Annotated in this window: 11 protein-coding genes and 1 other annotated feature; of the genes, 8 read left to right on the top strand and 3 right to left on the bottom strand. The window is 45.1% G+C overall.

Translation table 11 applies throughout. The features are described from left to right. The first annotated feature begins 135 nt into the window (after positions 1-135). The 4 genes from MHH86_RS27610 to MHH86_RS27595 all read left to right on the top strand — a co-directional run bounded on the left by MHH86_RS27610 (position 136) and on the right by MHH86_RS27595 (position 6,168). Positions 136-990, top strand: coding sequence for a copper amine oxidase N-terminal domain-containing protein (locus tag MHH86_RS27610; protein WP_076316831.1), 855 nt, complete (start codon positions 136-138; stop codon positions 988-990). 55 nt (positions 991-1,045) lie between these two features. Further along, positions 1,046-2,602, top strand: coding sequence for an SAM-dependent methyltransferase (locus MHH86_RS27605; RefSeq protein WP_076316832.1), 1,557 nt, complete (start codon positions 1,046-1,048; stop codon positions 2,600-2,602). A gap of 45 nt (positions 2,603-2,647) precedes the next feature. Continuing rightward, positions 2,648-2,908 (top strand) — a binding site (T-box leader). An 81-nt stretch (positions 2,909-2,989) separates the two neighbouring features. Next, positions 2,990-4,669: a glutamine--tRNA ligase/YqeY domain fusion protein gene (locus MHH86_RS27600; protein ID WP_036680356.1), complete on the top strand. Its 1,680-nt coding sequence runs from the start codon at positions 2,990-2,992 to the stop codon at positions 4,667-4,669. Between the two features lie 206 nt (positions 4,670-4,875). Further along, the gene (locus tag MHH86_RS27595) at positions 4,876-6,168 is read left to right on the top strand and encodes an Nramp family divalent metal transporter (RefSeq protein ID WP_051491117.1); all 1,293 of its coding nucleotides are present in this window, start codon (positions 4,876-4,878) and stop codon (positions 6,166-6,168) included. A gap of 96 nt (positions 6,169-6,264) precedes the next feature. On the opposite strand, the gene MHH86_RS27590 is transcribed toward MHH86_RS27595, so the two are convergent. Beyond that, on the bottom strand, positions 6,265-7,413 hold the full coding sequence (locus tag MHH86_RS27590) for an N-acetylmuramoyl-L-alanine amidase (protein WP_036680306.1): 1,149 nt from the start codon (positions 7,411-7,413) through the stop codon (positions 6,265-6,267). A gap of 149 nt (positions 7,414-7,562) precedes the next feature. Here MHH86_RS27590 and MHH86_RS27585 point away from each other — a divergent pair, with 149 nt between their 5' ends. Further along, complete coding sequence (locus tag MHH86_RS27585) at positions 7,563-8,570, top strand: TIR domain-containing protein (RefSeq protein ID WP_170914300.1); 1,008 nt, start codon at positions 7,563-7,565, stop codon at positions 8,568-8,570. Next, entirely contained in the window at positions 8,567-8,806 is a 240-nt protein-coding gene (locus tag MHH86_RS27580) for a hypothetical protein (RefSeq protein WP_036680302.1), read from the top strand. The genes MHH86_RS27585 and MHH86_RS27580 overlap by 4 nt, the downstream gene beginning before the upstream one ends. A gap of 60 nt (positions 8,807-8,866) precedes the next feature. Here MHH86_RS27580 and MHH86_RS27575 read toward each other — a convergent pair whose 3' ends face one another. Beyond that, positions 8,867-9,952 (bottom strand): LLM class flavin-dependent oxidoreductase, encoded by a 1,086-nt coding sequence (locus MHH86_RS27575; RefSeq protein ID WP_036680301.1) that lies wholly within the window; start codon positions 9,950-9,952, stop codon positions 8,867-8,869. A 543-nt stretch (positions 9,953-10,495) separates the two neighbouring features. On the opposite strand from MHH86_RS27575, the gene MHH86_RS27570 reads away from it, so the two are divergent. After that, on the top strand, positions 10,496-11,779 hold the full coding sequence (locus MHH86_RS27570; RefSeq protein WP_036680299.1) for an ArsB/NhaD family transporter: 1,284 nt from the start codon (positions 10,496-10,498) through the stop codon (positions 11,777-11,779). 45 nt (positions 11,780-11,824) lie between these two features. Continuing rightward, positions 11,825-11,989 carry a hypothetical protein gene (locus MHH86_RS27565; RefSeq protein ID WP_179088421.1) on the top strand — a complete coding sequence of 55 codons (165 nt, stop codon included), beginning with the start codon at positions 11,825-11,827 and terminating at the stop codon, positions 11,987-11,989. A 431-nt stretch (positions 11,990-12,420) separates the two neighbouring features. Here MHH86_RS27565 and MHH86_RS27560 read toward each other — a convergent pair whose 3' ends face one another. Further along, positions 12,421-15,579 (bottom strand): S-layer homology domain-containing protein, encoded by a 3,159-nt coding sequence (locus MHH86_RS27560; protein WP_081384403.1) that lies wholly within the window; start codon positions 15,577-15,579, stop codon positions 12,421-12,423. Positions 15,580-15,581 lie beyond the last annotated feature (2 nt).

The raw sequence follows: 15,581 nt of genomic DNA, 5'->3' as shown, positions 1-15,581 counted from the left end.
GTTCAATGAAAATATATGCGGAATGCTGTCTTTTATGATGGATAGCAGAAGTGGTACAAGTTGACATGTGTAGGGTCATCATTGATTATTACTAATAGAGGCTAAGGTTCTAGATGAACTGGAGAGGGGTTTGTGATGATTCACATCAAGGAGTCCTTACAACGATTAGGGAAAATAAAAGCTTATGTAATAGGTCTTTTAGTGATTATGTTCGCCGTGGGATCTGCGGTTACACCTACATCGGTGTCAGCAGCTGTCCAGTTAGGGACACAGGTAATGCCACTGTCATACGGGGGATATTACGTGCTTTTTCCAGGTAAACTCGCCCCTTATTTCAAAGCAGGTAAATTAATGGTGCCGATTCGAGCCTTCTCCAATGCGATTGGCGCAGATTTGCTCTATGACGCTCTGAGCAAGAGTGTTACTGTTTCACTGTTGGACCGATCTGTAGGAAATATTAAAGCAGGGCAGCTAGAGGCAGATTTTAATGGGGAGACCGTAGAATCATTAGGCGTTGCTCCAGAGGTAAAGGATGGCGCTCTGTTTGTTCCGGCTTCCCCTATTTTAGAAGGGCTTAAGTCTTTTCGCTGGGAAGTGCAATTTAATAATGTGAATAAATTAACCCTTGGCATTGGAGCCAGAAAAGGGGAGGAATGGGTGAAGCCTGAGGCAGATCTTGCCCTTGCTCCTTATCCACTCGAAACGACAGCACATCCGTATCCTTTATATCCTACTATGCTAACGCAGGCTCAATCCGGGAAAGAATATAGATTAACCTTAGGCGTGCAAAATACCTCCGGATTCATCATCCCTAAAGGAAACGCGGAATTAGAGCTGGTGAGTGTGGACAGTAAAGGAAATTCTTTTTATCAAACGTTGAGAGGACCTGATTCGTTAACCTCTAAGGCGGCATTATTATCATTTTCCGTTTCCATTCCAACAGAGGCTGAATACGTCATTTTCAGGTCACGCACATTTAGAGCGCAATAAGGCAATTGCTATAGATTATTCAAACAAGCTAGACAGAGAGCGGGTAAAGAAACAGATGACAGGTAACAAAGAACAGCAATATCGCTTCAGCGAAGCACCGATTTGGGAATTGCAACGAACATATTATGAAGAGCAGGGATTAAAGGCTTGGAATAATGATCAGGTCCCGCAGTACATCACGAGTAACCCTATGATTGCAACAGCATACGCAGAGATGATCTTTGGATTCCTGCAAGACCGGGCTGGACAAGGGCATCTCTCAGAGACCGTTACGATTCTAGAACTTGGAGCGGGAGCAGGCCGGTTAGCGTTCCATGTGCTTAAAAAGTTGTGTGAAATCGTAGACTACGCAGATATTCCTCTACCTCCTTTTCGTTATGTGATGAGCGATTTGCCTTCCAAAAATATATCCAGTTGGCAGCAGCACCCGAGCCTACTTCCTTACGTGAAGCAGGGTATTTTGGACTTCGCACGTTTTGATGCTGTGCAGGATGTAGAACTACATTTAGTACACGCTAAGCTCAGCATTCGGCCGGGTGATTTACAGCAGCCATTGGTGATTGTGGCAAATTATTTTTTTGACAGCATTCCGCAAGAATTAATTTATGTGGATGAAGGAAAAATATATGAATGTGAGGTTTCGATCCAGTATTCGGCGGAAGTTGATCCGGATAACCCCTCCGATGCGCTCGGCAAAATCATCCCGCAGTACCATTATCGGCGTGCGGCTAGTTATGAAGAGGAGACTTATCCCTATCATGACGTTATAGCGCTTTATCAGCAGAAGCTGGAGGATTCACATATACTCTTTCCGGTGGTGGGGCTCACTTGTCTGGAGCGGCTTGCGCGGCTCTCTACAGAGGGATTCGTGCTGCTTACAGCGGATAAGGGAGACCATCGCTTAGAGAACTGGGAATTTGCAGAACCTCCATTGCTGATTCATCACGGAAGCTTCTCTTTGACTGCGAATTATCATGCGATAGAACATGTGCTGAAACAAAAAGGGGCGCATTCAATATTCACCAGTCATCACTATAAAAACCTGAACATCGGCTGTATTCTTATGCTTCCAACTCCGTTGAGCTATACAAACACTCGGCTGGGTTACAAGCGGTTTATAGAACGTTTTGGTCCCGATGATTTCTTTAGTATGAAGGAATGGATGGATCAGCAATTAGATACGATGGGGCTGCAGCAAATTTTGACCTTTTGGCGTTTGGGTGGGTATGATGCTGAATGGTTTATCCATAGTGCTGAACAGATTTCGGAGCTACTGCCAAGTGCCAGTGATGAAGAAATGCTGGATTTACAGCGAGGAATACAGTTGATGTGGACTGGCTATTATCCGTTGGAACAGAGTTATGACCTGTCGCTAGATGCTGGGTTACTGCTGTATGAAATGGATAAATTCGCGGAAGCATTGGTTTACTTAGAACGCTCTATGCATGCCAATACGGAAGAACCATTAGCATCAGTGCTTTATAGCATGGCAATTTGTAACTACGAGCTAGGAGCTGAAGCTGCTGCATTGGAATACGCGCGTAGAGCTTTGGCTGCAGAGCCTGACAATGAAGTAGTATTGGAGCTTCTAACGGCGCTGAGCGAGGAATAAGCACATTTACATAGGGTTATCTTTTTGGTATCCTATACAAAATAATCAAACGCGATGACGAGAAGAGTACATGAAATCATTCCTTCACAGAGAGCCCTGGATGATGAGAACAGGGTAAGGGGGATTTTATCGAAACAAGCCTCTGAGCGGCATATCGGAACCGGACTAAGGGGATGGTATGACGGGAGCTCCTGTTATAGAGCTAGAGTATAAGCACTGCGTAAAATGTTTTGCCGTACTTGATGAGATTAATATGGTGACATATTAATGAACCTGGGGTGGTACCGCGAGAATTTCGTCCCCAAGACCATAAGTCTTGGAGGTGAGGTTCTTTTTATTTTGCAGATTAAGCAGGCGGATATCACTTATAAACAGGAGGTAACACCAATGAACGAGGAACCGGAAGTATTAGCAGAGAGTTACATCGACAGATTGATTCAAGAAGAGCTGGGAGCAGGGACTTACAGTAGAGATATTTGCACGAGATTTCCACCTGAGCCTAACGGGTATCTGCATATTGGCAGTGCGTATGCTATTCACACGAACTATACGACTGCGAAAAAGTATGGCGGGAAGTTCCATTTGCGCTTTGATGACACCAATCCTTTAAAAGAGGATCTGGAGTATGTAAATGCCATCATCGAAGATATTCAATGGATGGGCTATCCACCGGACCATATTTTTTATGGATCAGATTATTCTGAGAAAATATACAATAGCGCAGTTACGTTAATCCGAAAAGGAAAGGCTTATGTCTGTGATTTATCACCTGAAGAGGTGACAGCCTATAGAGGGACGCTTACGGAGCCGGGAAAAAACAGCCCGTTCCGGGAGCGTTCTGTAGAAGAGAATTTGCGGTTATTTACGGAGATGAAAGCTGGAGATTATCCGACGGGAGCCAGAGTGTTGCGGGCTAAAATAGATATGAGCTCACCTAATATCAACTTACGTGATCCGGTGATTTACAGAATCATTCATGCGGAGCATTATAGAACGGGTAACGAATGGTGTATCTATCCGATGTATGATTTTGCCCATCCTATACAAGATGCTATCGAAGGGATTACGTATTCCTTATGCTCGATTGAATTTAAGGATCATCGGCCGCTCTATGAGTGGGTACTGAATGAGCTGGATACCCCTGAGGCTCCCAAGCAAAGAGAGTTTGGACGGGTGAACATCACCGGAGTTGTGACGAGTAAACGGTATATCAGACAGCTGGTTACAGGCCATTATGTGGACGGTTGGGATGACCCAAGACTTCCTACGCTTCGCGGTTTACGCAGAAGAGGTTTTACACCGGAGAGTATCCGGAATTTTGTGAAGGAAATTGGATTTGTCAGAAATAGCACCATTGTGGATATTGCCATGTTAGAGCATGCGCTTAGACAAGATTTGAAGGCAAAGGTTCCAAGTGTGATGGCTGTTCTTAAGCCTTTAAAAGTGGTCATTACTAATTATCCTGAGGATCATAATGAAGGGCTGACGATTGAGAATAACAGTGAAGATAAGTCACTTGGGGAAAGAGAGGTTCCTTTTTCACGAACCCTTTATATTGAACAAGAAGATTTCATGGAGGAGCCGCCAAAAGGTTATCACAGGCTGACTATGGGGAACGAGGTAAGGCTAAAGGGTGCTTATTTCATTAAATGCAACGAAGTAATCAAGGACGAAGTTACCGGAGAAATCCTAGAGCTTCGCTGCACCTATGATCCGAGAACGAAGAGCGGAAGCGGGTTTAATGAACGGAAGGTTAAGGCAACCATTCACTGGGTATCGGCAGATCATGCTATCAAAGCTGATGTTCATCTATATGAGCGGCTGCTGAAAGATAACGACGGTCCTAAAGAAGACGGTGAGCGCTGGGACGCGTATCTTAATCCGGATTCCTTGACGATCCTGAAGGATTGTTTGCTGGAGCCATCGATGGGCAACGCAACGCCAGAAGATAAATTTCAATTGATCCGGCATGGATTTTTCTGTGTGGATACGAAGTACACCACGGCAGATAAGCTGGTGCTGAATCGGATAGTACCGCTGAAGGACACATGGAAGAAAAATTCATAAGCAGCTTAAGCTAGGCGAAGATCGGGTGATTTCTGATCATCGTCTAGCTTTTTTTGTTATTGGTCATAAGTATTATAAGCAAATGAAAATTCCATATGAAACATATTTACATTTTTCAGAAATAAGCATATACTTTAAATATAAGTTGCACAGGGGAAACTTTCGTGTATATAGACAACTTTTTCAGGGCAAGAGGAGGAATTGAAATGCTCGAACAAACTTTAGTAGAACAACCACATATAAAACAACATAAGAACTCTGTTTCAGCACAAGCCGTACTTAACGGGGAGATCAAAGGGATTAAACGATTACTTCCTTTCCTAGGCCCAGCTTTTATCGCTGCAGTTGCTTATCTGGATCCGGGTAATTTTGCCACCAATATTACGGCAGGCTCCAAATATGGATATCTTTTATTGTGGGTGATCGTAGCCTCGAATCTAATGGCTGTATTAATCCAAGCGTTATCCGCCAAGCTGGGGATTGCGACAGGCAAGAACTTGCCTGAGATCGCTCATGATCGTTTTCCGAAGAGTGTATCTATCTTCTTATGGATTCAAAGTGAACTGGTGATTATAGCTACGGATCTGGCAGAGTTTATCGGGGCGGCATTAGGATTATATCTCTTATTTGATATTCCCATGCTGCCAGCAGCACTGATTACTGCGGTGGGTTCATTTGCTATCTTAGAGCTGCAACGCCGGGGATACCGCTCCCTTGAGGCAGGGATTGCCGCAATGATTCTTATAGTCGTATTAGCCTTCGCTTTTCAAGTTATTGTAGCTAAACCAGATATGGGAGCTGTTGCTGTAGGCATGTTTACACCGAAGTTTGAAGGGGTGGACAGCATCCTGTTGGCCGCAGGAATACTAGGTGCAACAGTGATGCCACATGCGATTTACCTGCATTCATCACTTACACAGAACCGTATCGTCGGGGTGAATGAATCGGAGAAAAAACAGATTTTCAAACTGGAATTTATAGATATTATAATTGCGATGATTATCGCAGGTGCAGTAAATATGGCTATGGTTATTGTCTCTGCGGCATTGTTTTTCAAAAATGGTCTCGTGGTTGAGGATCTGGATGTCGCGTTTCAACAATTTGGTCACTTAGCTGGACCAGTAACGGCAATCTCGTTTGGGTTAGGACTCCTCATTGCGGGACTGTCGAGTTCCTCCGTAGGAACTATGGCTGGTGATGTGGTTATGCAAGGCTTCATCAACAAAAGAATTAACCTGTACTTGCGCCGTGCGATTACCATCATTCCCCCACTAGCGATCATTGGTTTTGGTGTGAATCCAACGAAGGCACTCGTAATAAGTCAAGTGATTTTGTCCTTTGGGATTGCGTTCGCGTTGATTCCACTGGTTGTGTTTACAAGCAACCGCCAGATTATGGGCGGGTTAGTGAACCGCAAAATGACAGCCACTCTGGGCTGGATTATCTCCGGTCTGGTTGTATCGTTGAACTTGTTCTTGGTCTATCAAATGCTCGTATAAGGAAGCAGTCAAAAGAGCCCGACCCACAAATCTCCTCAGATCATACCTGAGAGATACATGGGTCGGGCTTTTTTTTTGGAGGGTTGTTCCAGCCAGTTATTTAAAATAATCTGCTACGCCTTCGGCGATGGCTTTAGCCGCTTTTTTCTGATAGGAGGTCTTGCGGACAATGGACTCGTCTATAGGATTGGTAAGGAATCCAAGCTCGACCAAGGTAGCTGGAATCCGATTCTCCCTTAGGATGTGATAATCGCCAAAGGACAACCCGTTGCTCTTCAGACCGATGCCTTGCCCCAGCCGGGTTTCAATCGCCCGCGCGAGCTTCAAATCATCCGCTTCTGAATAAAAGAAGGTCAACGTTCCGGACACATTTTTAGGTGAAGAATTATAATGAACGCTTACAAAAGCGTCAGCACGCAGGGCTTGGCTCATCTGAACACGACGTGCTAACGTGGGCTTTTGATCGTCTCGGGTGCGAGTCATCTCTACCCGTGCTCCTTTAGCAACAAGAGCATCCCGGACATAAAGTGCAGTGTGCAGATTCAAATCCTTTTCCATGGTGTTATATGTAGTGCCGAGCATGCCCGGATCACTGCCGCCATGACCAGGATCGATGACGATCAGCTTTCCTCGTAGTCCGCCTTTATGCTGGACGGTGCTTATGCTGCTTGTACTGCTTGGTGTGCTTCCGCTTCGGATATATTGCTCTGCCACCCAACCAGTTTCACCGCTGGCTGTGCGAATTCGAGCCCAGCCGTTCTGATGAAGAAGGAGAGTGACTGTATCCTTGGCTTTTAAAGAACCGAGCACCTTATATTGTGTTCCTGGGCCACTTCGGATGCGTAGAGAATCAGCCGTGACTGTAGCCTTTGAAGTTCTACTAAAAGCATTGGCTGATGTTGACGAGGCAGTATTGGTTTTAGTAGCAATAGACGTTCCAGAAGCGCTGGATTGCAGGGAGTTGCTGTTCACCTTTTTTAGGTAATAACCCGCTACCCAGCCAGAGGTGCTCCCCGCCTTAACCTTTAACCATCCGTGCTGCTCATCAGTCACAGTAACCCGAGCCCCATTCTTAATTGATCCTACAACAGTTGCATTCTTAGCCGGTTCATCGCGTACATTTAAAGAACTCGCATATACCTGTGCGGTATAACTTCCTGCTGCTGTCTTTGCTTCAGCAGACTGTGGCGCTGCTATACCCAAAAGGCAAGCTGTGAGCAGGGTGACACCTATCATTTTGTTCATAGTATCCTCGCTTTTTGAGAGTAGTCGTAATTCCTTACCCAATTTACGAGGTTTAGAATAATATTTTTTGAGAATAAGGCCTCTTTTCTGGTGGTCTAAAGACTTGTATAATTATTACATATCGGGAAAGAGGATGAAGGAGCATTGCCGTGACTAAACCAAAGCTATTCATTGGATCTTCCAGGGAGTCTATACGTTATGCAAGAGCGATTCATGAGCAGCTGAAGAGGGATGCTGAAGTGCATCCTTGGTATGCCAACGCTTTTCGTGCGAATGAATACACCATGGAGGCGTTGGAGAGAAATTTGGATGAGAGCGATTTTGCCGTATTTGTGTTCTCGCCAGATGATGTCGCCAAAATCCGTGGTAAATATTATTATGTGACCCGCGATAATACGGGGTTTGAAATGGGTTTGTTTTGGGCTAGATTGCGGCGCAGCCGTGTTTTTTGTCTAGTACCTGATCAGGTAACTGCGCGTGATGATCTGATCCCTGGAGAAAATGTAGAAGAATATCATCTGCTATCTGATTTAGCAGGAATTACATCGTTAGAGTATGAAGTGCATCACGATAATCCTACGGCTGCTGTGGATGTGAGCTGTGGTAAGATTATTGATAGTATTCAAGAGCGTGGAAGATTCCGTGACCCGCTTAAAGATTTAGAGCAGCTAAAGATGGATTTAAGGCGCAAGGAAAGTATCCTTCATTTTTTTTGGCAATATAATAGTAATGTGACCATCTCCGAGAATGGAGAGAAGTATCACGCACTTAGTGAGGCGATACGCAATTCCTTTTTACCTCCGAAGCATTGTCGTGTAATCGGTGCAGCTATCTGGCAGGCACAAGCGAAGGAACAACTAGTTCAGGTGGGGGGGAATGTCGGACGCGGTCACTCCTATCCCTTGTCTGTAACGAAAGGGAATGAGAAGCAGCCTAGTGTGGTAGATGCATTTTTATCGAGTAAATGGACTTTTTTTCAACGCACGGAAGTTGCAGAGGTATATATCCTATGCTATCCTCTAGGTAAGAAGTATGTTCTTTCCGTTCATTTCTCAGGAAGTGATGGATTATCTGCAGATGATCTTAAGGCGGTAGTTGGGAATAATCAGGATTTATTCCGTACCATCAATCATTTAGTAGGAGAGGATTCAGCATGAAGAGAATAAAAGGTATTAACAGCTTATCTGATGCTGTTCTCCGATCTGCGAGTGGTGGGAGCAGGAGTGCAGGCGGCGATGACAAAAGCACCAAAAGAAAAGCAGGCTCGAGTCATTCTGCTCAGCAGCCAGCTTCAGCTCAGATTTATACTGCACCTTCTTTGGACGGCGGAGACGACGAGTATAAGAAGCTTATCAGCGGAAAAGTAGATAATAATAAACCATCCTTTGCGTGATTTTTTTATAAAAAGGGGGCCTCAGCCATTGGCTTGAGGGCCCCTTTTTGGTATTCCATTCTAACGGTTGTTCTTCTTGGCGATCTCACGCCGTACGACAGGTGCAACCTCTGTTGCCAAAAGCTCAATGGCTTTGGCTACCTTAGCGTAAGGAAGGCCGCCGATATCGAGCTGAGTCATAAAGCGGCTATGACCGAACAGCTCATGCTGATAGAGAATTTTTTCGATAATTTGCTGCGGGCTGCCCACAGCCATCGTGTTATCAGCAGATACATATTGCCCAAAGTCATCACGAGACACCTTGTACTCTTGACCCGGTTTTGGACGGATAGAGTTACGGTAACTATAGTAGTAAGGGTAATATTCGTCCAACGCCTGCTGTGAGGTTTCAGCAATGTAGCCGTGGCTAGTGATCGCAATCTTTAGATCCTCCGGTGCATGTCCTGCTTGAATTCCGGAACGCCGATAGGTTGCGGCAAGCTCTTGAAAAGGCTCTGGACTGCCGCTTAGGATGGCGATAGCCATTCCGGTCCCGAGCATCCCGGCCTTCTCCGCGCTTTCTGGAGAACCGCCTACACCAATCCAGAGTGGAAGATTCTCCTGTAATGGACGTGGAGCAATCTCCGAATCCTTCAGCGATGAACGGAAGGAGCCCTCCCAGTTCATAACTTCATGTTTGTTAAGCTCCAAGAGTAAATTGATATTCTCGGAGAATAGACGGTGATAATCTTCAAGCTCATACCCGAAGAGCGGAAAAGACTCCACAAACGCACCACGCCCCGCAATAATCTCTGCACGTCCATTCGACAGCAAATCAAGTGTGGCGAAATCCTCGAACACCCGCACAGGATCAATGGTGCTTAATACGGTTGTTGCGCTCGTTAGTTTAATTCTGTTAGTAACCTGAGAAATGGCAGCCAGTACGACTGGCACCGAAGAAATTACAAAATCAAGACGATGATGCTCACCTACACCAAATACATCAAGTCCCGCCTCATCTGCCAGCTTAGCTGCAGCCACGACTTCGTCGAGACGTTGTTTTGGACTGATCTTGTTCCCTGTATGACAATCCGCAACGATGTCTCCTAAGGTATAGATACCAAATTCAAAATCGGATGCTGGTGCTGCGGTTGTTTCGTTACTCATGCTCACAAACCCCTTGTTATTCATATATTTGCTAAAGCCTGTCCGTGTATGGAGGAATGTGATTATTATAACACAATGACTTACAAAATGTAAGTTTGTGAGTAAATGTTTTGATTTCTTCTGTTGTTTTTGACAAAATGGAATAATAATCCATAAGGGTTATATCCTGCTCGTCTGATGTTATTATATTTGATTTTAAGAATCTATCCAAATGAGGCAGTTACTTATATGAGGAGGAGTTTGGTGCCTGGGACATGGCATGTATGTAGCCCAGACCGATAGGAAATTGGTTGCTATTGATCTAAACGGTATGATAATTGTGCAGATTAAAGGGACGTTAACTGCTTTCAAGGAGCCTCAGGCTCTAAAAATGAAATAATCGAATCTACAACGGCTCTCCGATAAACATCCGGCAGAGTCGTTTTTTAGTGGAATGATTCCACAATCCCCGTGCGAAAAATACAAATCTATTTTATGATAATAAGGTTATATGATGAGTAGACTGTAAGTTAACGAAATTACATAGAAGGACCGAGGGATATTATGGAACAGCAAGCGGTTTGGGCGATAGGCATTTTTCTGCTGATTTATGGACTTATTATTTCCGAAAAGATTCACCGTACCATTCTGGCGATGTTAGGAGCTATCGTCATGATAGCGATGGGCATTGTGGATCAGGAGACGGCACTGCAGCACATCGATTTTAATACTATAGGACTGCTTGTAGGGATGATGATGATTGTAGGGATTACCGCAGAGACGGGGCTCTTTAAATACGCAGCTGTGAAATCAGCTAAGTTGGCGAAGGGGAAGCCGAAAAGAATACTGATTGCTTTGTTTGTGATTACCGCAGTGGCTTCAGCCTTTTTGGATAATGTGACGACAGTGCTGCTTATGGTGCCAGTCACCTTCAGTATTACAAGACAACTGCGCATACATCCGCTGCCTTTTTTAATGTCACAAATTATCGCATCTAATGTAGGCGGAACGGCAACCTTGATCGGAGACCCGCCTAATATCATGATTGGCAGTGCTGTTAAGGAGCTGACCTTCATGGCTTTTATTAGCAATCTGACACCTGTGATTATCATCATTGTTTTGGCGTATATCCCGCTGCTGTTATTGATGTTCGGTAAACAAATTAAAACTACACCTGAATTGCAGCAGAGCATCATGGATATGGATGAGAAGGTTATGATTACGGATCATAAGCTGCTGCGAAAATGTCTGATCGTATTGGCAATTACGATTGCCGGGTTCTTTTTACATCAGGCGTTACATTTGGAGTCCGCTACAGTTGCACTGGCCGGTGCATTTTTACTGCTGCTGCTGACCGGAGGGGAACATATGCTGGAAAAAGCTTTTCACAGCGTGGAGTGGATTACGATCTTCTTTTTTATCGGACTGTTCGTGTTGGTGTCAGGGCTTGTAGAGACAGGTGTGATTGCAGAGCTGGCAGCAAAAGCGATTGAAATAACGAATGGTGATGTGCTGATGAGCTCAATGATGATTTTATGGGTCAGCGCCATTACCTCAGCATTTCTGGATAACATTCCTTTTGTAGCAACTATGATCCCTCTGATTCAGGAGATGGGCAATATGGGGATCAGCAATTTGGAGCCGTTATGGTGGAGTTTGGCCTTAGGGGCTTGTCTGGGTGGCAATGGCACATTGATTGGTGCGAGTGCTAATTTGATCGTAGCGGGTTTGGCAGGTAAAGAGGGGTACCCGATTACGTTCATGAAGTATTTGAAGGTCGGTTTTCCTTTGATGCTGTTGTCCATTGTGATCTCCAGCGTGTATTTATATTTAAGATATCTGATGTAAGCAGCGTTACTAAGAGCCAGGGAGTAATATGCTTGAAGTGATATTTTGAAACGGCAGGTAGAAGTTGTGGAGGAAGTAGAAGGAGTAGTGGAAGTAGAGGAAGTAGAGGAAGTAGAGGAAGTAGAGGAAGTAGAGGAAGTAGAGGAAGTAGAAGGAGTAGAGGAAGTAGTGGAAGAAGTGGAAGAAGTGGAAGAAGATGCAGGAGTATAAGTAACAAGTGGAGGCAAAATGCAGATGTTGAAGCGGTGAACATATGTTGAAGTGACGGTGGGAGCATATAAGTGTATTTTGTACAGTTATAACTCATCGAATAAATTGTCCCCAAAAAATAGCTGTATTCAGTACACTTATTTTCATGATTTCCTCAGCTAAAGGTGATTTTTCTGGATTTTAATTGTATAGAATACAGTTATATTCAGGACACCCCCTTTTTTATACGAAATAAGTGTACAGAATGCAACTAAATCAAAGATTTGATCTAGATTCGGCGATATAAAATATACGGGGGGATCCGGAGGAGTTATTCCGAGGTTTACCCAAAGTCGACTTAACGCTACGCAATGCAGATAATCAAGCAGGCAGTGATTCTCCAATATCTGGAGGCTCACTGCCTGCTTGTTTTTTACATTAGAAAGGGCTGCTTAAGGAGTATGACTTCCAAAATACTGGTAACTTCCTTTGGGATATTGATTCCACTCGCCCTCAAGTGAATACTGCTGTGATCCAGTGTATATACCAGATTTACGGACAATAGTTCCACCTGTGGAGAGGAATTGCTGATTAGAGGTAGGGTCACCGAGAACATCTACGATTTGGCCGTTTTTCTTCAGTACTAATGCTGTAATATTATATGTTTTTGGATTATATAGACTCAGCTCATCATTGTAATAGGAGATATTCATTAAATCAAATGCGTCCCCAAAAGTAGAATCTATAAACATATAAGGCATTGCTACAGATACAGGAAATAATGGCCGGGAATAAACCTGTTTGGTTTGAGTGGCTTTCATAAATTGGTGGACTTCAAGGGTGTAACCTTCTGCTTTTCCTGCGGGATTACCATTTCCTTTATAGTACAGCTCAACTGCGATTCTGCCGTCACCGCCGTCCAGATACTCTGAGAAGAATAGCTCGGAGGTACCCTGTGAAGCCACACTTATAGATAATACAACCGCTTTGCCATCAGAACCTACTATCCATACCGTTCCTGGACTTGTAGGACCATTCCATATAGCTCCATTCAGAGTTGCAGGTCCGCTCAATGAACCTGTGCTGCTTTCTGTATACACTTTAAATTGACTCTGATTAGGAATCAGCTTGGAAATATCGAAGGAAATATTGGACACACCTTGCTTGGTGGTTATTGGCACAAAGCCGTTGTTTACAAGCTGGGCTGTAATCAAGGTGAAAGTTGAGGTGGTTGAACCTCCTTTATTATCCATTGCTGTGAGGGTCACTAAACCACTAGCTGAACTATTAGCTGCCGGAGTTACCGTCAGAGTGTTGCCATTAAGGCTAAGTGTACCAGCATTTACGTTATCTATAGAAGCTGAATAAGTAAGCATGTCATTGTCTGGATCTTGAAAAAGCTGGGCCAGATCAAATATACGTGGTGCCGTGATACCTGGTGTTAAGAGTTGAGTAGTGATTCCAGATATCGCAATTGGTGGCTGATTAGACGTTACAGTGAATACAAAAGTAGAAGTGTTAACGCCACCTTGGCCGTCCATTGCTGTTATTGTAATCATGGCCGTACCTGAATTGACCGGCACAAGGTTGAGATGATTCCCATTTACAGATACAGTGGCAACGCTAGCGTCAGAGGATGCAGCTGCGAATGTAAGCGGGTCGCCGTCCGGATCAATGAACACATTACTGATGTCGACGTTTTGGACACCGTTTGTGATCAGAGCAGATATTGGATCAATATTATTTTGCGCGACTGGTGCATGGTTCACCGGAGTCGGCGCCGGAGTAGGCTCAGGAGTCAGCACCGGAGTAGGACTAGGAGTCACTACCGGAGTAGGACTAGGAGTCGCAACGGGAGTAGGCTCAGGAGTCGCCACCGGAGTAGGACTAGGAGTCGCGACCGGAGTAGGCTCAGGAGTAGGCACCGGAGTAGGCTCAGGAGTCAGCACCGGAGTAGGACTAGGAGTCGCTATCGGAGTAGGCTCAGGAGTCGCGACCGGAGTAGGGCTCGGAGTCGCGACTGGAGTAGGCTCAGGAGTCACTGCCGGAGTAGGGCTCGGAGTAGGCGCCGGAGTAGGACTAGGAGTGGCTACCGGAGTAGGGCTCGGAGTCGTCACCGGAGTAGGGCTCGGAGTGGCTACCGGAGTAGGACTAGGAGTCGCTACGGGAGTAGGCTCAGGAGTGGCTACCGGAGTAGGACTAGGAGTCGCTACCGGAGTAGGACTAGGAGTCGCTACGGGAGTAGGCTCAGGAGTCGCGACCGGAGTAGGGCTCGGAGTCAGCACCGGAGTAGGACTAGGAGTCGGTGCCGGAGTAGGCTCAGGAGTCGCGACCGGAGTAGGACTAGGAGTCGCTATCGGAGTAGGCTCAGGAGTCGGATCGCTCACGGCGGCGTTAGCAGACGTGGACGAAGTATACGCAGGAGCAACGGCTCCAGATGTATTTTGAACCGTTTGGATATTATCTTGAATGGCTGTGTAATTTGTTATGAAATGTGAAGGCAGACTGTTGCCAGGCAACTGCAGATTTTGAATAGACAAGGAGGGATCGATGGTGATCTTAGCGCCGCCTTCAACTATTTTTAAGGTTTGCAGGGAACCGCTACCATGAATAGTAACTGGAGTTATAGAATCCACAATGATCTGCCCAATTTGGCCCTGAAAAGTTATACTCGAAACGCCATTTTTAATCTTCAAATCACCGGTAACATTGCCTTTAATAATAACATCATTTCCAGAAATATTGAGCAAAGAACCGGAGGGTAAGCCGGAGGTATTTAGTTGAACCCCTTTTTGTACAATTTCAAGCTCCTGCAAACCGTCCACATGACGATTCAAAGAATTGAACTTAAGGACAGCTCCTCTTAAAGCATCATGGTTGTTATCACCCATTAATTCTTTGAGTTTACCTTCAATGAGGTAAGGCGTGCCATTGATCGTTACGAAATCTCCATCTATATTGTCGATCGTTGCAGTTTGTTGTTCTTCTTTAAAAATATTCAGCAGAAAAGAAGCCATATCCTGCCGCTGAACAGTACCTTTGGGGCTGAACATATCTTCGGGAGAGTCTATAAGTTTAAGACGTAATGCGACGTCGGTATACTCTTTTGCCCAATTGCTGATTGTGGATTCGTCATTAACCTTGTTGGCTTGTCCACCTTGCGCTCCAGTTCCGCGGATGGCACGTACAAATATAACTGCAAGCTCTTCTCTAGTTACAGGTCTGGATGGATTAAAATTACCTGTAAGATCACCCTCCATAAATCCTGCCTTTTTAACAGCCTCAATAGCGGACACACTCCAACTGGAATCAGATACGTCTCTAAAGGTAGAGGCGGAGTTCACTGAGGAATCTAGCTTTAAGGTCTTCGCTAAAATGGCTGCCAGCTCTTGGCGAGTCATTGTCGCAGTGGGTCTGAATTGTCCGTTGGGATCGCCTTTAAGCAAGCCTAGACGAGCAGCCTCGAGGATTGCGGCACTTTTCGTCTGTTGTATTTCGGTTAAATCAGAGAACGGTGGAGTGATTTCAGCTGCAGATGCGTAGAGGGTACCACCGAACAAGGTGTTAAGGGCAACAAGTGTTGCTCCCCATTTTAATGATATGCTTTTCAAGC

The sequence above is a fragment of the Paenibacillus sp. FSL F4-0097 genome, assembly GCF_038593125.1.
Lineage (GTDB): Bacteria > Bacillota > Bacilli > Paenibacillales > Paenibacillaceae > Paenibacillus_AQ > Paenibacillus_AQ odorifer.
This window is presented reverse-complemented; position numbering and strand designations above follow the sequence as displayed.